The 18,298-nt window shown below is 67.5% G+C and carries 24 protein-coding genes and 1 pseudogene; 10 read left to right on the top strand and 15 right to left on the bottom strand.

The features are described 5' to 3' along the window. The 5 genes and pseudogenes from NBV68_RS08670 to NBV68_RS08650 all read right to left on the bottom strand — a co-directional run. Positions 1–198: pseudogene (locus NBV68_RS08670) on the bottom strand (acetyl-CoA carboxylase carboxyl transferase subunit beta); the annotation flags it as partial. A gap of 133 nt (positions 199–331) precedes the next feature. Continuing rightward, a complete protein-coding gene (gene trpA / locus NBV68_RS08665; protein WP_296308854.1) occupies positions 332–1,111 on the bottom strand; it encodes a tryptophan synthase subunit alpha in 780 nt (259 codons plus the stop codon). After that, positions 1,108–1,470, bottom strand: coding sequence for a hypothetical protein (locus NBV68_RS08660; RefSeq protein ID WP_296308853.1), 363 nt, complete (start codon positions 1,468–1,470; stop codon positions 1,108–1,110). The genes trpA and NBV68_RS08660 overlap by 4 nt, the downstream gene beginning before the upstream one ends. Beyond that, positions 1,467–2,681 (bottom strand): tryptophan synthase subunit beta, encoded by a 1,215-nt coding sequence (gene trpB / locus NBV68_RS08655; RefSeq protein ID WP_296308851.1) that lies wholly within the window; start codon positions 2,679–2,681, stop codon positions 1,467–1,469. Before trpB ends, NBV68_RS08660 begins: the two co-directional genes overlap by 4 nt. Then, entirely contained in the window at positions 2,678–3,310 is a 633-nt protein-coding gene (locus NBV68_RS08650; protein ID WP_296308850.1) for a phosphoribosylanthranilate isomerase, read from the bottom strand. Before NBV68_RS08650 ends, trpB begins: the two co-directional genes overlap by 4 nt. 104 nt (positions 3,311–3,414) lie before the next feature. On the opposite strand from NBV68_RS08650, the gene NBV68_RS08645 reads away from it, so the two are divergent. Continuing rightward, positions 3,415–3,873 carry a hypothetical protein gene (locus NBV68_RS08645; RefSeq protein WP_296308849.1) on the top strand — a complete coding sequence of 153 codons (459 nt, stop codon included), beginning with the start codon at positions 3,415–3,417 and terminating at the stop codon, positions 3,871–3,873. Here NBV68_RS08645 and NBV68_RS08640 read toward each other — a convergent pair. The 7 genes from NBV68_RS08640 to radC all read right to left on the bottom strand — a co-directional run bounded on the left by NBV68_RS08640 (position 3,870) and on the right by radC (position 8,974). Then, entirely contained in the window at positions 3,870–4,403 is a 534-nt protein-coding gene (locus tag NBV68_RS08640; RefSeq protein WP_296308848.1) for a GNAT family N-acetyltransferase, read from the bottom strand. The genes NBV68_RS08645 and NBV68_RS08640 overlap by 4 nt on opposite strands. A gap of 5 nt (positions 4,404–4,408) precedes the next feature. After that, positions 4,409–4,771 carry a bleomycin resistance protein gene (locus tag NBV68_RS08635; protein ID WP_296308847.1) on the bottom strand — a complete coding sequence of 121 codons (363 nt, stop codon included), beginning with the start codon at positions 4,769–4,771 and terminating at the stop codon, positions 4,409–4,411. Continuing rightward, positions 4,768–5,688, bottom strand: coding sequence for a hypothetical protein (locus NBV68_RS08630; protein WP_296308845.1), 921 nt, complete (start codon positions 5,686–5,688; stop codon positions 4,768–4,770). The genes NBV68_RS08635 and NBV68_RS08630 overlap by 4 nt, the downstream gene beginning before the upstream one ends. Then, on the bottom strand, positions 5,685–6,359 hold the full coding sequence (gene pyrF / locus NBV68_RS08625) for an orotidine-5'-phosphate decarboxylase (protein WP_296308844.1): 675 nt from the start codon (positions 6,357–6,359) through the stop codon (positions 5,685–5,687). The genes NBV68_RS08630 and pyrF overlap by 4 nt, the downstream gene beginning before the upstream one ends. Then, a complete protein-coding gene (locus NBV68_RS08620) occupies positions 6,356–6,772 on the bottom strand; it encodes a DUF1049 domain-containing protein (RefSeq protein WP_296308843.1) in 417 nt (138 codons plus the stop codon). Before NBV68_RS08620 ends, pyrF begins: the two co-directional genes overlap by 4 nt. Positions 6,773–6,848: 76 nt before the next feature. Further along, positions 6,849–8,159 carry an adenylosuccinate lyase gene (gene purB, locus NBV68_RS08615; RefSeq protein WP_296308842.1) on the bottom strand — a complete coding sequence of 437 codons (1,311 nt, stop codon included), beginning with the start codon at positions 8,157–8,159 and terminating at the stop codon, positions 6,849–6,851. Positions 8,160–8,239: 80 nt separating this feature from the next. Further along, positions 8,240–8,974, bottom strand: coding sequence for a DNA repair protein RadC (gene radC / locus NBV68_RS08610; protein WP_296308841.1), 735 nt, complete (start codon positions 8,972–8,974; stop codon positions 8,240–8,242). A 76-nt stretch (positions 8,975–9,050) separates the two neighbouring features. Here radC and NBV68_RS08605 point away from each other — a divergent pair, with 76 nt between their 5' ends. From NBV68_RS08605 to NBV68_RS08565, 9 genes are all read left to right on the top strand, one after another. Next, a complete protein-coding gene (locus NBV68_RS08605; protein WP_296308840.1) occupies positions 9,051–12,269 on the top strand; it encodes a YdbH domain-containing protein in 3,219 nt (1,072 codons plus the stop codon). A 104-nt stretch (positions 12,270–12,373) separates the two neighbouring features. Continuing rightward, the gene (locus NBV68_RS08600; protein ID WP_082745591.1) at positions 12,374–12,544 is read left to right on the top strand and encodes a YnbE family lipoprotein; all 171 of its coding nucleotides are present in this window, start codon (positions 12,374–12,376) and stop codon (positions 12,542–12,544) included. A gap of 29 nt (positions 12,545–12,573) precedes the next feature. Beyond that, complete coding sequence (locus NBV68_RS08595; RefSeq protein WP_296308839.1) at positions 12,574–12,954, top strand: YdbL family protein; 381 nt, start codon at positions 12,574–12,576, stop codon at positions 12,952–12,954. Between the two features lie 128 nt (positions 12,955–13,082). Continuing rightward, entirely contained in the window at positions 13,083–13,421 is a 339-nt protein-coding gene (locus NBV68_RS08590; RefSeq protein ID WP_296308857.1) for an AtpZ/AtpI family protein, read from the top strand. 111 nt (positions 13,422–13,532) lie between these two features. Then, positions 13,533–14,294, top strand: coding sequence for a F0F1 ATP synthase subunit A (locus NBV68_RS08585; RefSeq protein WP_296308855.1), 762 nt, complete (start codon positions 13,533–13,535; stop codon positions 14,292–14,294). 64 nt (positions 14,295–14,358) lie between these two features. Continuing rightward, a complete protein-coding gene (locus tag NBV68_RS08580; protein WP_066530046.1) occupies positions 14,359–14,583 on the top strand; it encodes a F0F1 ATP synthase subunit C in 225 nt (74 codons plus the stop codon). Between the two features lie 87 nt (positions 14,584–14,670). Next, the gene (locus NBV68_RS08575; protein WP_296308836.1) at positions 14,671–15,165 is read left to right on the top strand and encodes an ATPase; all 495 of its coding nucleotides are present in this window, start codon (positions 14,671–14,673) and stop codon (positions 15,163–15,165) included. Beyond that, entirely contained in the window at positions 15,158–15,694 is a 537-nt protein-coding gene (locus NBV68_RS08570; protein WP_296308834.1) for a hypothetical protein, read from the top strand. Before NBV68_RS08575 ends, NBV68_RS08570 begins: the two co-directional genes overlap by 8 nt. Positions 15,695–15,801: 107 nt before the next feature. Then, a complete protein-coding gene (locus NBV68_RS08565) occupies positions 15,802–16,293 on the top strand; it encodes a hypothetical protein (protein WP_296308833.1) in 492 nt (163 codons plus the stop codon). A 7-nt stretch (positions 16,294–16,300) separates the two neighbouring features. Here the strand turns inward: NBV68_RS08565 and NBV68_RS08560 are convergent, their stop codons facing one another. From NBV68_RS08560 to gloB, 3 genes are all read right to left on the bottom strand, one after another. Then, the gene (locus tag NBV68_RS08560; protein ID WP_296308831.1) at positions 16,301–17,281 is read right to left on the bottom strand and encodes an NADPH:quinone oxidoreductase family protein; all 981 of its coding nucleotides are present in this window, start codon (positions 17,279–17,281) and stop codon (positions 16,301–16,303) included. Further along, complete coding sequence (locus NBV68_RS08555) at positions 17,281–17,619, bottom strand: DOPA 4,5-dioxygenase family protein (protein ID WP_296308830.1); 339 nt, start codon at positions 17,617–17,619, stop codon at positions 17,281–17,283. The genes NBV68_RS08560 and NBV68_RS08555 overlap by 1 nt, the downstream gene beginning before the upstream one ends. 3 nt (positions 17,620–17,622) lie before the next feature. After that, a partial coding sequence (gloB, locus tag NBV68_RS08550; RefSeq protein ID WP_296308828.1) for a hydroxyacylglutathione hydrolase occupies positions 17,623–18,298 on the bottom strand: 676 nt, incomplete at its 5' end.

Raw genomic sequence — 18,298 nt, 5'->3', positions numbered from 1 at the left:
GAGCAGCAGCGCGAGGCGCGCGTCGGCCCCGATCCGGCCGTGATGCTCGCATTTCGGGCAGACCGAGAGGTTCGCCTCGTAATCGGCGACGAACAGCATCTCCTGACACGAGGGGCACTTGACCCACAGGTCTTTCTCGGTGGTCTTCTTCTCCTGGGAGAAGCCGAGCGAATTGCGGACGCGGGTGAACCAGTTCATGGGCGGTGTCCTATTGTCTTTTTCTCGTCATTGCGAGCCGGAGGCGAAGCAATCCACGGGACAACGGTCCAGCTTGGCGCAACGTTCCTTGATGGATTGCCGCGTCGCTACGCTCCTCGCAATGACGAATTCGTCAGCGGGCGGAGTGTACTGCCTCGGCGAGCCCCTTGGTCAGGGTCTTGAGGTGCTGGGGAGCCTCCGCGCCATACTGGCCGCAGAGCTCGACCAGCGCAGAGCCGACCACCACGCCATCGGCGACCTTGGCGATCTCCGCCGCCTGTTCGGGCGTCCGCACACCGAAGCCGACCGCTACGGGAATGTTGGTGGATTGCTTGATGCGCGCGACGTTCGCCTCGATGCTGGCGATCTGCGCTTGCTGCTTGCCGGTGATCCCGGCGACCGAGACGTAGTAGAGGAAACCTTCCGAGCCCTCGAGCACCTGTGGAAGGCGCGCGGCGTCGGTTGTCGGCGTGGCGAGGCGGATCGGAGCGATGCCCTTGGCCCGCAAGGCCGGGCCGAGCGCGTCGTCTTCCTCGGGCGGGATGTCGACGCAGATGACGCCGTCAACGCCTGCCTGTGCCGCCGCGTCCGCGAACCACTCCGGCCCGCGCCGCACCATCGGATTGGCATAGCCCATCAGCACCAGCGGAACGTGCGGGTGCCGGGCGCGGAAGTCGGTCGCGTAGCGCAGCACGTCCGCAGTGGTCGTGCCCGCGCCGAGGCTGCGCAGATTGGCGCTCTGGATCGCGGGGCCATCGGCCATCGGATCGGTGAAGGGCATGCCGAGCTCGATCACATCCGCACCGGCTTCCACCAGCGCATCGAGATTGGCCGCCGTGTCGCCATCGCCTGCGGTGATGAAGCAGACGAGCGCGGGGCGGGGAGCGGCAAAGGTGGTGGTGAGGCGGGTCATGCGGGCTTTCGATAAGCGGTGGAATAGAAGCTGAAAAAGATTGCCATGAATACCGCGAAACCAACGTTCTCCATCGCCGAAAAGCTTGAAGGAAGGACAAGGCGAAGCAGGAGAGTCATCGGCACAAGCACCATGATGAGCAGCGGCGCGCGCTTCATGGCGTCAAACGGTCGGATATGGACTGCCCCTGTCATCAAACGTGCCGCGCCGCTGACCATGACCATAAGCATGCCAAGCACGGCAATTGCAGCCGGAACGAAAAATGCTGCCGAAGGCTCAGGAAGGGCATAGCGCAGGATCAGGGCTGGCACCCATCCCACGAAGAACAGGATAGTGCCGATTGTCCTGAACCGCTTCAAAGCTCGACCCCCAAACGCTCCGCCACGGTGAAGATGTCCTTGTCGCCGCGCCCGCACAGGTTGGCGAGGATGATGCTGTCCTTCGGCATCGTCGGCGCGACCTTCTTCACCGCCGCGATGGCGTGCGAGGGTTCGAGGGCGGGGATGATCCCCTCGGTCGCGCAGAGCAGCTGGAAGCCTTCCAGCGCCTCCTCGTCGGTGACGGCGGTGTAATCGACGCGGCCGCTCTCCTTGAGCCACGCGTGCTCCGGGCCGATGCCGGGGTAGTCGAGCCCGGCGCTGATCGAGTGGCCCTCGGTGATCTGGCCGTCGGCATCCTGAAGCAAGTAGGTGCGGTTGCCGTGGAGCACGCCGGGCGAGCCGCCGAGCAGGCTCGCGGCGTGTTCGTCGCCATCGAGGCCGTGGCCCGCCGCTTCGACGCCGAGCATCTTCACCGTGGCATCATCGAGGAAGGGATGGAACAGCCCCAGCGCGTTCGATCCGCCGCCGATCGCCGCGACCAAGAGGTCGGGCAGGCGACCGGTGCGGGCGAGCATCTGCGCGCGGGCTTCCTTGCCGATCACGCTCTGGAAGTTGCGGACCATCTCGGGATAGGGATGCGGGCCGGCCGCCGTGCCGATGATGTAGAAGGTGTCGTGGACATTGGCGACCCAGTCGCGCAGGCCCTCGTTCATCGCGTCCTTGAGCGTCGCGCCGCCGCTGGTGACGGGGACGACTTCGGCCCCGAGCAGCTTCATGCGGAAGACGTTGGGCGACTGGCGCTTCACATCCTCGGCGCCCATGTAGATCACGCAAGGCAGGCCGAAACGCGCGCAGACGGTCGCGGTCGCCACGCCGTGCTGGCCCGCGCCGGTTTCGGCGATGATGCGGGTCTTGCCCATGCGGATCGCGAGCAGGATCTGGCCGATGCAATTGTTGATCTTGTGCGCGCCGGTGTGATTGAGCTCGTCGCGCTTGAACCACACCTGCGCGCCGCCGAGTTCTTCGGTCAGGCGCGGCGCGAAATAGAGCGGCGAGGGGCGGCCGACGTAATGCTCGAGCAGATCGTCGAACTCGGCCTGGAACGCCGGGTCAGCCTGCGCCTTGCGGTATTCGCGCTCGAGATCGAGCACCAGCGGCATCAGGGTTTCGGCGACATAGCGCCCGCCGAACTGGCCGAAATGGCCGCGCTCGTCGGGCTGGGTGCGGAAGGAGTTGGGGACGGTGTTCATAGCCGCGCGGCTTTGCAGAAGGCGGCGATCTTGTCCACGTCCTTGATGCCGGGGCCACGCTCGACCCCGCTCGAGGTGTCGACCAGCGGCGCGCGCGTCAGGCGGATGGCCTCGGCGACATTGGCGGGGGTGAGACCGCCCGCAAGGCCCCATGGCGTCGGTCCGTCGTAGAAGCGCAGCAGGTTCCAGTCGAAGGCCGCGCCATTGCCGCCGGGCAGGCTCGAGGCGGGGGCATCGAAGAGCAGCCAGTCGACAGCGCCATGGAAGCGCGCGGCATCGGCGAGAGCGGCGGCGTCCTTCACGCCCATCGCGCGCCACGCCTCGATCCCGGTTTCCGAGCGGAAGCGGGCGAGGGTCTCGGGGGCTTCGGTCCCATGGAACTGGACGACATCGGGGCGAACCACGCGCACCGCTTCGGCCAGAACGTGCGGATCGGCGTCGACCAGGAGTAGCACCGCCTTGACGTGACCGGGCACAAGCGCACGCAGCGTCCCCGCATCGGCCAGAGCAAGGTGGCGCGGGCTCTTGGCAAAATGGACAAAGCCGACATGACTCGCCCCTGCGCCCACGGCGGCAGCGAGTGTCTCGGGGGTCGAAAGTCCACAGATCTTGACGAGCGGGGCAGCCATGCGCGGCCCTCTACGCCGCTCCAGCCGCTGCGTGAAGCGCGAAGTGCTTGATCGCACGCGGCTCTCGCGGCACTCTTCCAGTCCGCAACAGGAAGAGGTCGCCCATGAATTTTCGCATGCTTCTGGCGCTCGCCGCTGCGCTGCTGCTCGCCGCCTGCAATCCCGGCGCGCAGGTCGCCGACGCCAAGGTGCAGATCGAGACCCTGCAGGCGCTCTATAACAAGGGCGACGCGCAAGGCTTTTACGGCGCAGGCGGCGATACCCTGCGCAAGGCCGCGCCCGCCGAGCATCTCGAGGGGATGATGGCACTCATCGATGCGCGCCTCGGCAAGATCAGATCGAGTAAGCAGACCGGCTTCAACACAGCGATCAAGAACGGCGCCACCACCACCACGATCGTGATGCGGACCAGTTTCGAGCGTGGGGAGGGAACCGAGACCTATGTCTTCGAGGGCTCGGGCAAGGACATGAAACTCGCCGGGTGGAACGTCAATTCGCCGCTTCTCAACCTCAGCCCCGAAGACGTGAAGAAGCTGACCTCTGACGAAGGCAAGGCGCGTTAGGGCGCACCGAGCGGCTTTTCCAGCACCACGAAAGTGATCTGCGGGCCGGTCGCGGCGTCGGCAGGGCGCAGTTCGTGGAAGGGGCGGGTCTCGCCGGTGAGGGCATAGCCGCGCCGCACGTACCAGGCGATCAGGCTCGCGCGGCTGTCGATGACGGTCATCTCCATGCGCGCGATGCCGATCGTTCGGCCGTGATCCTCCGCCGCATCGAGCAACCGCCGCCCGAGCCCGCCCGACTGGAGCGTGGGCAGGACGCACAGCATCCCGAGATAGCCGAGCGTTTCGTCCTTGCGCGTCACCGCGACGCAGCCGATCAGCTTACCCGTGTCGCGCGCGGTGAGGATCGTCACCGCCGGATCGGCGAGCAGCGCGTCCAGCTCCTCGGCCCCGATGCGTTCATCGTCGAGAATGTCGGCCTCGTGGTTCCAGCCCTCGCGCGCCGAATCCCCGCGATAGGCGGCCTCGAGCAGGGCCTTCAGCGCAGGCATGTCGGCGGGAGTGGCGGTGGTAATTGCCAAAGTGTCGTGCATGGTCGTCAGTCGTTCTGGATGAGCCGCAGCAGCGTCCCGTCAGGGTCGATCAGGTAGGCGATGGTGAGCCCGCTCTCCTCCAGTCGGGGCGGGTGATAGCGCGGGATGCCTCGCCGCGCATCGGGCACGCCGCTTGTCTCGACCTGCGCCATGATGCCCGCCAGATCATCGAGCCTAAGACAGCAGCTGAAGCTGCTCTCGAACGGGTTGAGATCGGGGTAGGGGAAAAACTCCAGCGTCACGTCTCCGCGCGAAAGGATCATCCAGCCGTCCGAGCGGTAGTCTTCCTCGAAGCCGAGCTTGGCGTAAAACGCCGCCGTCGCAGCGAAATCGCGGGCGGGCAGGTTGGGGGTGGCGTGGTCGGTCATGGCGCTGGATCGGGTTCGTCTTCGTCGCGGGGCCATTCAAAGCGGCTGGCTGCCGGAATGAACCCGACCTCGACATACTTCGTCGCGCCGTCAAGGGAGTAGGCCGCCATGCACAGCGCGGCGACATGACCATCCGCCTCGCGCTTGGGAAGGCACGCGCCGGCCCGCGCGGGGTGCTGCACGCCGCCGGGCAGGGTGATCGCCTTGACCGTGAACCGCTCCGGCCGTTCTTCATCGATGGTGCCGCTGAAGGTCACGCCGTCGCCTTCCGCGCTGGTGGCGAAGGCGAAAGACTGCCCCGGCACCACCGTCAGCGAGCGGCAGGCGGGCACCGCTTGCGGTACCAGCACCGGCTCATGCTGCGCGCCGGTCAGCTGCACGATCCACGGAGCGAGGACGTATGGGGCGATGCCTGGGGCAGAACAGCGCCCCGGGATCGCCGCTGCGCCGGGCCATTCCTGCTCGGCAATGACCATCTCGGTGAGGTGCGCCAGGCCCCGTCCCTCGCGCTCTCTCGCGTAGCACAGCAATCGGCGCGCCCCCGCATCCTCGGGCGTGATCAGGCGGCAGCGACCGCTGGCGGGGGTTTCGGGCAGCAAAGCGCGTTCGACTGCGGTGACGTTGAAGCCCCCTTCCGCTTCGCGGCGACCGATGAAGGCGATGGCCGCCTTGCTCGCCTCGCGGTCACGGTAGAAGGTGAGCCGGTTACCCCAGTCGAGCGATGCGGCCTCGCAGCGATAGCTTCCGGTGCCGACGTCGTCGATCATTTGCAGCCAGCGGGTGACCGCTTCGCCGGGATGGCTGCATTCTCCTTTGACCGACTCAGCCGGGAGCGGCGGGGGTGCCGCCTCTTCGGCCCGGGCGGGGGCAGTGAGCAGCAGCGCTGCCAGCAGAGCCGCAGCGCCCGTCCGAATCACAACGTCGCCTCGATCGCGCGCGCGGCGGCCTCCGGGTCTTCGGCGCGGGCGATCGGGCGGCCGATCACCAGCACGCTCGCGCCATTGTCGCGGGCGGCGCGGGGCGTGACGACGCGCTTCTGGTCGCCGGTGCCGCCGCCTGTGGGACGCAGGCCTGGGACGACGAAATAGCCGTCCTTCCATGCCTTCTTTACCATGCCGACCTCCTGTCCCGAGCACACGATCCCGTCGAGCCCGGCGGCATGGGCGAGCTCGGCAAGGCGCATCACCTGCGTCTCGGCGCTGCCATAGACGCCGGTAGAGGTGAGGTCGTTCGCATCGAGGCTGGTGAGCATCGTCACCGCGACCACCTTGGTGCCCGCTGCAGCTGCCGCCTTGGCATCCTCCATCATCGCGCGCCCGCCGGCGGCGTGGACGGTGACGATCGCGGGTTCGTAGACATGGATCGCCTGCATCGCGGCGGCAACGGTGTTGGGGATGTCGTGGAACTTCAGGTCGAGGAAGATCGGCAGCCCGCAATGGGCGATCTCGTGCACCCCGTGCGCGCCGTGGGCGCAGAAGAATTCGAGGCCCAATTTGACCCCGCCGATATGCGCCTTGACCTTCTCGACCAGCGCCTTGGCAGGTTCGAGCTGCGGCACGTCCAGCGCCAGATAGACCGGATTGCTCATTCGCCCGCGCTCCCCCCCCCGTCATTAGAGCCACTGCCTGCGCTGCCCGTATCGGAAATGTCGAAGGGCTCAGGCGCGTCTCCCCCGCTTTTGCCCGGCTTGTCCACAGGGCTATCCGCCGCATGCGAGGCACTTGCCGCGCTCGTCACGTCGGCGCGGTGGGCCATTGCGGTGTTTTTGAGGGAATTCTCGAGCGTGCGCACGCGCCGGCTCAGGCTCCACACCACGCTGCGGTGGACGGCCCACATCGGCAGGAAGCCGGCGGTGAAGGCGAGCAGCGCCAGCACCGGTACCTTGGTCTCGAGCACGAGGTTCTGCCACAGCCGCAGTTCGACCGGCTGCCAGTTGTAGATGGCAAAGACCAGAAAGCCGAGCGCGGCCAGAACCCAGATGATGGTGCGAAGGACTTTCACGAAGGTGGTGTCTCCCGATGGCCCCTTGAGACGGCAAACCTAAGCCATTCGTGTCCCTTGTCCAGCATCGCGCGGATCAACCGAAGACGCGCGCGAAGATCGTGTCGACGTGCTTGAAGTGGTAGCCGAGGTCGAACTTCTCTTCGAGCTGCTGCGGCGTCAGCGCGGCGGTGACGTCGGCATCGGCCTTGAGCAGATCGAGGAGCGACAGCGCGCCGTCCGATTCCCACACCTTCATCGCGTTGCGCTGGACGAGGCGATAGGACTCGTCGCGGGTCAGCCCTGCCTGCGTCAGCGCCAGCAGGACGCGCTGCGAATGGATGAGCCCGCCCATGCGGTTCATGTTCTTCTCCATACGCGCAGGATAGACGAGCAGCTTCTCGACCACGCCGGTGAGCCGCGCCAGCGCGAAGTCCAAGGTGATGGTCGCATCGGGCCCGATATAGCGCTCCACGGAAGAGTGCGAGATATCGCGCTCATGCCAAAGTGCGACGTTCTCGAGCGCCGGGGTGACGGCCGAGCGCACCACGCGCGCCAAGCCGGTGAGGTTCTCGGTCAGGATCGGATTGCGCTTGTGCGGCATGGCCGACGAGCCCTTCTGGCCGGGGGAGAAATACTCCTCGGCCTCGAGCACTTCGGTGCGTTGCAGATGGCGGATTTCGGTCGCAAGGCGCTCGATCGAGCTGGCGATCACGCCGAGCGTGGCAAAATACATCGCGTGGCGATCGCGCGGGATGACCTGGGTGGAGACGGGTTCGATCTCCAGCCCGAGCTGCTCGGCGACATAGGCCTCCACCGCCGGATCGACATTGGCAAAGGTGCCGACCGCGCCCGAGATAGCGCAGGTCGCGATCTCGGCGCGCGCCGCCACCAGGCGGGTGCGGCAGCGGGCGAACTCGGCATAGGCCTCAGCGAGCTTGAGGCCGAAGGTCACCGGCTCGGCATGGATGCCGTGACTGCGACCGATGGTGGGGGTGTATTTGTGTTCCTCGGCACGGGTGCGGATCGCGGCCAGCAGCGCGTCGAGTTCGGCCAGCAGGATGTCGCTCGCCCGGGCAAGTTGCACCGAAAGCGTGGTGTCGAGCACGTCGGAGCTGGTCATGCCCTGGTGCATGAATCGGGCTTCCTCGCCGACCTGCTGCGCGACCCAATCGAGGAAGGCGATCACGTCATGCTTGGTCACTGCCTCGATCGCGTCGATCGCTTCGACGTCGATCTTTGGATCGGTTGCCCACCAGTCCCACAGCGCCTTGGCGGCCGATTGCGGCACCACACCGAGATCGGCGAGCTTCTGCGTCGCGTGCGCCTCGATCTCGAACCAGATGCGATATTTCGCCTCGGGCTCCCACAGGGCGGTCATGGCTGGGCGGGCGTAGCGGGGGACCATCGGGCGGCTCCGGATGAGAGGTCGAACTTGCCGGAGCGGCTAGGCGGGCGGCGCGGCGAAGGCAAGCCCCCCGGCGGGGCCTAGATCAGCCCCTTGGCGCGCAGGCTTACATGCCCTTCGCGCCCGATGATCACGTGATCGTGGACGGTTACCCCCATGTGCCGCCCGGCCTCGGCGAGGCGCTGGGTGATCTGGATGTCGGCGCGGCTCGGCTCGGGGCTGCCGGAGGGGTGGTTGTGGACGAGGATCATCGCGCTCGCGCCCACGTCCATCGCCCGGCGGATCACTTCGCGCGGGTGGATCGCGGCCTCGTCGATGCTGCCGTCGCCCACATGGTGGTCCTCGATCAGGCGGTTCTTGGTGTCGAGATAGAGCACCCGCACCCGCTCGATGGTGAGATGCGCCATGTCGGTGGTGAGGTAGTCGATCAGCGCCTGCCAGCTGGAGAGCACCGGCTTGCCCATGATCTCGCCGCGCGCCATGCGCCGCGCCGCGGTGGCCACGGCCTTGAGCGCCGCCGCCGAGTTCTCGCCGATGCCCTTGACCCGCTGGAGCGACTTGGGATCGGCGTTCATCACGCCCGCAAGGCTCCCGAACTGGGCGAGCAGCGCCTTGGCCATCGGCTTGGTATTGCCGCGCGGGATCGCGGCATAGAGCAGGTATTCGAGCACCTCGTAATCGGCGAGCGCCTCGGCACCGCCGGTCAGCAAACGGTGCCTGAGGCGCGCGCGATGCCCGTCGCCCGCCGCCTTTCCCGCGTCCCAATCGGGCACCGCGCCGTCGAGAAAATCGAAACTGTCTTCAGCTTCCGGCAATGCGACCCTCCGGAAAAGCGTTGGCCCTGCGTGTCTCATTGCCTTTGGAAGGGGATACGCGCAAGAGTTGGAGACGATGCGGCAAGCGGAAGCTGAGACAGTGGAGGAGCCGCAGAACGGCGGGAGCGGGCGCGCGCGGCCGCGCCGCCGCTGGCGCAGCCCGGTCGCGCTTGGCGTCGCCGCGCTCGCGCTGGTGGGCGGCGGGACGGCGTGGCTGAGCCGCGAGCGAATCGCCGCCGACGTGATCGACGACTATCTCGCCGGGCGCGGGGTGCCCGCCACTTACGACATCGTGAGCCTCACGCCGCAGCGTCAGGTGATCGAAAACCTCGTGGTCGGCGATCCGGCGCGGCCTGACCTGACCGTGCGGCGCATGGTGATAGAGCTTGGCGTCGGCTGGCAGGGGCCCGAGGTGCGGCGCGTCTCGGTCGAGGGCGCGCGGGTATTCGCGCGGCTTCAGGGCGGCACGCTCAGCCTCGGCAAGCTCGATCCGCTGGTGTTCACCGGGGGTGACGCTGCCCCCGCGCTCCCGGCAATCGACGTGGTTTTGACCGACGCGCGCGGGCTGCTGGAGAGCGATTACGGGCGGGTCGGGTTCAAACTCGATGGCAAGGGCCGGCTCGATGACGGGTTTGCCGGGGTGCTGGCCGCGACCGCTCCGGGGATCGGCACTGCGGAGTGCCGCGCCGCAAGCGCGACGCTTTACGGCAGCCTCACCACCACAGGCGGCGCGCCTGCCTTCGATGGGCCGCTGCGGCTGGCGGGGCTCGCCTGCGGGGGCGCAACCCTCGCGCGCGCCGACATCGGTGCCAAGGCGAGCCTTGCGTCCGGGTTCGACGCGGCAAGCGCCGATTTCCGGGTGACGGGCGGCGGCGCGCAAGCGGGGGATCTGACCGCGGCGGGGCTGGGCGGGAGCGCCGAGCTCGGCTGGTCCGAGGGCCGCCTCGCGCTTGGCCACGATCTCGCGCTCACCGGCATCGCGGCGCCGCAAGGCCGCCTCGCGCGGCTTGCGGTCGAAGGCGACTGGCGCGGCGCGGCGGACGGGTCGGGCGGGCAGTGGGAGGGCACCCTGCGCGGCGCGGGCCTTTCGCCAGCCACGGACCTCGCCGCAAGCCTTGCCGCCATCGAGCGCGGCGCTGCGGGCACGCTGATCGCACCGCTCGTCGCCCGCGCGCGCACCAGCCTCGGCGCGGCGCTCGAGGGGGCGAGTTTCCGCGGTGAGGCGGTCATCCGCCACAAGGGCGCCGAAGCCTCGCTGGTGATCCCCGAGGCCAGCCTTGCCAGCGCGCGCGGGACGCGGGTGCTGGCGCTCTCGCGGGCGGGCGCGAGGCTGGGCCAGGGCGGCGTGAGCGGGCTGGCGGGCAGTCTGCTGGCTGGCGGCGAGGGGCTGCCCTCGATCAACGGGCGGATCGCACAGGATCAGGGCGGGGGCTGGAGCGCGCGGCTCGCCATGGCCGATTATGCCGCCGGGGCAAACCGCCTCGCGATCCCGCGCCTGACGCTCAGGAGCGGCGCAAGCGGGGCGCTTTCTTTCGAGGGCCTCGTCAAGGCCAGCGGCGACCTGCCGGGCGGCGGGGTCAATGACCTTGACCTGCCGCTCGAGGGCACGTGGTCGCAAGCCTCGGGCCTTGCGCTCGGCACGCGCTGCACGCCGCTGCGCTTTGCCAAGGTCGCGCTCTCGGGCCTGACGCTCGCGGGCCGGCAGCTCCAGCTGTGCCCCGAGGGCCGCGCGCCGATCCTGACCTATCGCGACCAGCTGCGCCTCGCCGCGCGCACCGGGGCGCTCGAGCTCGACGGCACGCTCGGCGAGAGCCCGGCGAGCTTCGCGGCGGCGGGCGTCACGCTGCGCTACCCGGAGCCCTTCGCGGTTCAGGGCCTCGCCGCGCGCATCGGTGAAGGCAGCAGCGAAGTGCGCCTCTCGGCCGCCACGCTCACGGGCCGCTTCGGCGAGGCGATCACCGGCGATTTTGCAGGCGGCGCGGCAAGGCTCGTCGCCGTGCCCTTCGATCTCGACTCCATCGCCGGGGGCTGGACCTTCGCCGATGGCGTGCTGAGCCTCGCCGGCGCCAGCTTCACCCTGACCGATCGCCCGAATGCGGATCACCCCGAGCCGCGCTTCACGCCGATGCGCGCAGAGGGCGCGACGCTGCAGCTCGAGGACAACCGCATCACCGCCGACGCCCGGCTCGCCCACCGCGATTCGGGCCGCGCCGTGGCCAATGTGGCGATCACCCATGACCTAGGCACAGCCGTCGGCAACGCGCGCCTCGCCGTGCCCGGGCTGGTGTTCGACAAGGGCTTCCAGCCCGAAGACCTCTCCTATCTCGCCAAGGGCGTTATCGCGCTGGCCGAGGGCAGCGTGACCGGCACCGGGCGGATCGACTGGCAGGGCGAGACCCTCACCAGCTCCGGCACGTTTGGCACAAGCGGGCTCGATTTCGCCGCTGCCTTCGGTCCGGTTCGGGGCCTGAAGGGCGAGGTCGTGTTCACCGATCTCCTCAACCTCACCACCGCGCCCGACCAGATCGTGACCATCGCCGCGATCAATCCGGGAATCGAAGTGCTGGCGGGCACGGTGCAGTTCGAGGTCAAGGACGGCATGCTGCTCGCCCTCGAGGACGCGCGCTTTCCCTTGATGGGCGGCACGCTGGTGATGCGCCCGCTGGTGATGGACTTCAGCCAGCCCGAGGAACGCCGCTACGTGTTCGAGATCAGCGGCCTCGATGCTGCCCGCTTCGTCGCCGAGATGGAGCTCAGCAACCTGTCGGCCACCGGCATCTTCGATGGCACCGTGCCGATCGTGTTCGACAAGGATGGCCGCGGGCGGATCGACAATGGCATCCTGGTGGCGCGCGAGGGCGGGGGCAATCTCGCCTATATCGGCGAGCTGACTTATGAAGACCTCGGCACGATGGGCAATTACGCCTTCTCGGCGCTGCGTTCGCTCGACTATCGCCAGATGCGCGTGGGGCTGGGCGGGCAGCTCGACGGCGAGATCGTCACCAGCTTCGAATACGACGGTGTGCGCCAGGGCGCGGGCACCAGCAGCAATTTCGTCACCCGCCGCCTCGCCCGGCTGCCGATCCTTTTCAAGGTCAATGTCCGCTCGGAGAATTTCTACCAGCTGACGACCATGGTGCGGTCGTTCTGGGATATCGATTTCCTCGGCAGTCCGGTCGATCGCGGGCTGCTCAAGGCGGAAGATGGCCGCTTCGTTCCCGCCAATCCCGCCCGCCCCACCTTGCCGGGCGCTATCCAACCCGTTCAACCTGCCGAAAGCGAAAGCCAGCCATGAAGCATCACGAATTGACCGCGCCGGGCGGCGCTGCCAAATCCTCGGGACACACCCGGGGAAGCGGGGCGCAGATGGGGCGGCAGATGACAGGACGACACCGGGCGATGATGGCCGGAGCTGTGATCCTTTCGGCAGGGCTAGGGGGATGCATCAACATCGCCGCGCCCGAGAAGCCGATCGTGATCGAGCTCAACATCAACATCCGGCAGGAAGTGATCTATCGGCTGGCGGAAGACGCGGCCAACACGATTGAAGAGAACCCGGACATCTTCTGAAAGGTGCCCGGCGGTCTGGAGGAAAGCTGATGCTGAGTGTCAAATCCGTAAGTCTGGCCGCCATGGTGGCAATCGCGGCGCTTTCCGTGCCCGCGCTGGCGCAGCGCGATCCCGCTTTCGATGCCGCGCGCGCCTCGGGGCAGGTCGGCGAGAAGGTTGACGGCTATGTCGGCATCGTCGGCAACGAGACGACCGAACTGCGCCGGATCGTGGACGACATCAACATCAAGCGCCGTGCGGTCTACGCCGAACGCGCACAGGCCAAGAATGCGACGATCGAGGAATATGCGCTGACGATCGGGTGCCAGCAGATCCTCAAGACCGCGCCGGGGGAAAAGTACCAGGCCCCCGACGGCACCTGGCAAACCCGCACCAGCGCACCCCCGACCCGCCACCCCAAGTGCCCGTGAGTTTTGTGCAGTTGCACAAAACTCCGGCCCGCCGATGTTGACACATATCTAGCCCCCTTCTAAGGGGGCGGCGCCCTCGGCGGGCACCTGGTTGCATGTGGCTTGGCCTTGCCCTTAAGGACAAAGCCATGAGCGACGAGAAACCCGCCCGAGAACCCATTCACGAGGATGCGCGGATCGACGCGCTCGAAGCGCGGCTCAAGGCCGCACGCGAGCGCGAAGAGCAGCGCAACCGGCCGCAGGTGCAGGGCGTCGATGCGAATTACCGCAGCGGCAACCGCGCTCTGGCCAGCCTTCTGGGAGGGATCATCGGCGGCCTGATGATCGGCTTTGCGATTGACGCATTGGCCGGCATCGCGCCCTGGGGTCTGTTAGGCGGGTTGTTCCTCGGAACGGCAGCGGCTTTCAGAAGCATTGTTCTGAGCGCGAATACGCGCCCCGAAGACGAGGCTGACAGCGGGGAATAGGCGGGTATTGGCCCGGTTCCAGCCGCATTCAGCTCCCTCGAGGGGCGCGTTTGATGTGAAACATTTGGGGATCTTTCGATCGTGGCAGCCGAAGAAGGCAAGGTCGATCCGATGAAGCAGTTCACCATCGAACCCCTGCTGGGGTCCGATTGGCAGCTGGGCGACGGAATCAACATCGCGTTCACCAACTCCGCGCTGTGGATGGCGATCACCGCTGTCCTCGTCTGGGTGTTCGTCGCGGGCGGCATGAAGCGCCAGCTGGTGCCGGGCCGCTGGCAGATGGCGGTCGAGACCATGACCGGCTTCATCGACGACCTGCTCAAAGCGAATGTCGGCAAGGCCGGGCGCAAATATGTGCCCTACATCTTCACGCTGTTCATGTTCATCCTGTTCGGCAACCTGCTGGGCCTCGTGCCGGTCGGGCTGATCCCGGGCATCCACGCCTTCACATTCACCAGCCACTTCACTGCGACCGGTGTGCTCGCGATTCTGAGCTTCTCGATCGTGCTGATCGTGGGCTTCTGGAAGCATGGCTTCCACTTCTTCTCGCTGTTCTGGCCCTCGAACACCCCGTGGTTTCTGGCCGCGCCGATCAGCCTGATCGAGCTCGTCAGCTTTATGGTCCGTCCCTTCAGCCTCGCGCTGCGACTGTTCGTTGCGATGATGGCCGGGCACGTCCTGCTCAAGGTGCTGGCGAGCTTCGTCATCGCCGGTGGCGGCGCGGGCCTTGGCCTCGGCGTGCTGGTCGGTGTGCCGAGCTTCGTGCTGATGGTCGCGATCAGCGCGCTCGAGATTCTCGTGGCCGGCATTCAGGCCTATGTCTTCGCGCTCTTGACCTCGCTCTACATCAACGACGCGGAAAATCTTCACTGAGGGCCTTCAGAGGCTTTCTTCACTACCATCGCCAACAATCAGAATTTCAACGGAGTTTAATACCATGGACGCACAAGCTGCAGCTCTTCTCGGTGCCGGTCTCGCGGCGATCGGCGCTGGCCTCGCCGCGCTCGGCGTGGGCAACGTGTTTGCCTCGTTCCTCGAAGGCGCGCTGCGCAATCCGGGTGCCGCCGACGGCCAGCAGGGCCGCCTGTTCATCGGCTTCGCGGCTGCCGAACTTCTCGGCCTGTTGGCCTTCGTGATCGCCGTTCTGCTGATCTTCAGCTAAGACGGCAACGTGGCCTCACGCCGGGTCGGAGCCAAGCGCTCCCGCCCGGCGGGGCCGATCACGCAGGTTCGCGACCAAAGGTTCATCATGCCTCAGATCGATCAACTCTCCGAAACCCTGACCAGCCAGATCTTCTGGCTGCTGGTGTTCTTCAGCCTCACCTTCGTCCTTGTGGGACTGGGGATGGTGCCCAAGATCCTAGGCACGGTGGAGATGCGTGACAACCAGATCGCCGGCGATCTCGCTGCGGCTCAGGCTGCGCGCGATGCGGCGACCGGCGAGGAAGAGGCCTGGCGCACACGCGAGAACGCCAACCGCGCCGCTGCGCAGGCCCTGATCGGTGAGGCCAAGGCCAAGGCGGCCACCGCCAGCGCCGCCAAGCTCGCCGAGGCGCAGGGCCGTCTCGACGCCCAGCTCGCCGAGGCCGAAGCCGCGATCGAGACCGCGCGCAGCAGCGCCATGGCCGAGGTCGAGGGCGTTGCCGCTGACGCCGCGCGCGACATCGTCGCCCGCGTCGCCGGGGCCGATATCAAACCCGCAACCGCCAAGGCGGCGGTCAAGAAGGTGATGGCGCATGGCTGACATCCTGACCCTGCTCGCCAGCGGTGCCGAGGGCGCGCACCACGCCGAACCCAGCGTCTTCGGGCTCGACACCTACCAGTGGGTCGCGCTGGCGATGGCGGTGCTGATCGGCGTGTTCCTGTGGAAGAAGGTGCCGGGCGTGATCACCGGCGGGCTCGACGCCAAGATTGCCGCGATCCGCGCTGCGCTCGATGAAGCCAAGACCCTGCGCGCCGAGGCAGAAGCCCTGCGCGCAGAATACGCCGCCAAGATCGCGGACGCCGAGAAGGATGCCGCAGCGATGCTGGCAGGCGCGCGCGAGGAAGCCGACGCGATCCTCGCCAAGGCCGAGGCCGACAGCGAAGTGATGGTCGCTCGCCGTCAGCGCATGGCCGAAGACAAGATCGCCGCCGCCGAGCGTGCCGCTATCGCCGAGGTCAAGGCCCGCGCGGTGACCGCCGCTGCCGCCGCTTCGAAGGTGCTGATCGCCAAGGCGCACGACGGCGAAGCCGACCGCAAGCTCGCCGACGAGGTCATCGCCTCGCTCTGAGCGCTGTCATTGCCGGTTGCGAAAAAGGGCGGTCCGCTGTGGCCGCCCTTTTTCTTTGCCTTGCAGGCTGATAAGTCTGCGCGGAACAGGTCGATGGGATAGGCGAGATGATGCCACGCTGGTTGATCGCTCCGGGAATGCTGATCGCTGCTCCGCTCGCCGCGCAGCAGACCGCGTCGGCCGATCCGATCGTGCTGTGGGGCGAGTTCACCACCGCGACGCCCAAGGCCAAGGCCAAGGCCTTCATGAAAAGCCTGCCGAAGCGGCAGCTCGCGGTGATCCCGGGCTGTGCCGGGCCTTTCGGCTATCGCAGCGGCAAGGGCGGGCTGGTGACGGTCACCTTCATGGCATCGCTGGCCGCTCCCGATTGCTTCGACAGGCTGCGCGCGCAGTTCGAAGCCGAAATGGGCGAGCCCGAGCGCGGCACCGCGTCGTTCGGTTCGGTGATCGGCTATGGCAATGGCGGTGTGCTGGACACCACGTCGGCGGGGCTGATGCTGACCTGGCGACAAGGGGTGAAGAAGACCAAGCTGATCAGAACGCCGGGTGGCGGCTACAATCTGATCTTCACGGTGCGCGAGGACAAGTACCTCTACTGAGGCTGCCTCATGCCCCCGGAACGAACACCACCTTCCCCACCAGCTCGCGCCGCACCATTGCGTCGAAGCCTTCGCGCCAGCGGGAGAGGGGGAGGATGCGGTCGATCGCGGGGAAAATCGCGCCTGCCTCGGCGAGGTGGGTGATGGCGCGGGTGATCGCGGCTCCGCGCTCGGGAAAGCGGCGGGCGTATTCTCCGGCGCGCAGGCCGACGATGCTGAACCCCTTGATGAGCGGAATGTTGGTTGAAACCTCGGCGATCCGCCCCGAGGTGAAGCCGACCACCACCAGCTTGCCGCCGAAGGCGACGCAGCGGGTGGATTCGTCGAACACGTCGCCTCCGACGGGATCGAAGACGATATCGGCGAGCGCCCCGCCGGTCAGCCGCGCGACTTCTTCGCGAAAGCGTCCCTCGGCCACGATCACCGCCTCGGGGCAGGCGAGGGCGGCGATGCGTGCCGCCTTGGCGGGCGAGCCGGTGGTGGCGATCACCCGTGCGCCCAGCGCCCGCGCGAGGTCGCAGGCGGCAAGGCCCACGCCGCCGCTCGCGCCGTGGACCAGCATCCACTGGCCCTCCTGCAATCCGCCCAGTTCGACCAGCCCGGTGAAGGCCGTCGCATAGGCCGCGCCCATCGCGGCGGCGGCTGCGAAGTCCATGCCCGTCGGCATGACGGAGAGCTTGCCTGCCGGAACGCAGGCGATCTCGGCAAAGGCGCCGGTCTTGTTGCCGCCCATCACCCTGTCGCCGGGGGCAAAGCCGCTGCCGGGATCGGCCTCGAGCACCTCGCCCGCGAATTCGAGTCCGCTGGTGAAGGGCACCTCGGGCTTGAACTGGTATTCGCCGCGGGTCATCAACAGATCGGGGAAGTTCAATGATGCGGCCGCTACCCTCACCTTTACTTCGCCCGCGCCGCGCCCGGGCTCTGCCACATCCGCAAGCGCCACGCCTGACACGTCGCCCGTCAGGCGCTCGACAACCAGCGCCTGCATCAGCCGAAGATCGACAGGTCGAGCGGCTCGGAAGGGCCCAGCCACACGACGTAGCGGGTGTGATCGGCAAGGTCGTTGCCCGACAGGCCGTGGGCGAAGATCGTCAGATCCCCGCGCTCGTGCATTGCCCACAGCGTGAACTGCGCGAAGGTCTCCGGCGACATCGACATCTGGCATGACCCGCGCGGATGGGGGCCGATGGGGGCCAGGTGGAAGTGCCCCACCGCGATCCTGAAGTGCGCGCGCGCGCGCTCGGCGAAGGCCTGCGCTGTCCCGACCTCTTCGGCGTCATAGTAGATATGGGCGTGAAAGCCCCGGATCGCCCCCGGGTTCTCCATCGATCAGAACCTGTCCTTGGCGGCCCTGAGCGCGGCGAAAGTCTCGGCCGGCGTGCTGCCGCCCCAGCGGGCCATCATCTCGGGATCGTCGGCGCGCAGGAAGGGGTTGGTGGCCAGTTCGCGGCGCAGGGTGGTGGGCACGGTCGGCTCGTCCTTCTCGCGCTTCGCCGTGATCTCGTCGACATAGTCCTGCAGCGCGACATTCTCGGGATCGGCGTGGAGCGCGAATTTCGCGTTGGACGCGGTGTATTCGTGCGCGCAGTAAAGCAGGGTTTCGGGCGGCAGCGCCTTGATGCGCGACAGGCTGTCCCAGAACTGCCCGGCCTCGCCCTCGAACATCCGCCCGCAGCCCAGCGCGAAGACCGAGTCGCCGACGAAGGCGATCCCGGCTTCGGCGAGGTGGAGGGCGATATGGCCATTGGTGTGGCCCGAGACGTCGATAACCCGTGCTTCCACGCCGCCGATCTTCACCACATCGCCATTGCCGATGGTGCGGTCCACCGGAAACTTGCCACCCAGCTCGGCCGGGCCGAGGATCGTGCAGCCGGTTTCCTCCTGGATATGGGCATTGCCGCCCGCATGATCGGGGTGCCAGTGGGTGTTCCAGATCTGGGTGATCTTCCAGCCCTTCATGTCGGCCTCGAGCAGGTATGCCTTGGCGTCGGGCGTGTCGATGGCG

The organism is Erythrobacter sp., assembly GCF_023653175.1.
GTDB lineage: Bacteria > Pseudomonadota > Alphaproteobacteria > Sphingomonadales > Sphingomonadaceae > Erythrobacter.
This window is presented reverse-complemented; position numbering and strand designations above follow the sequence as displayed.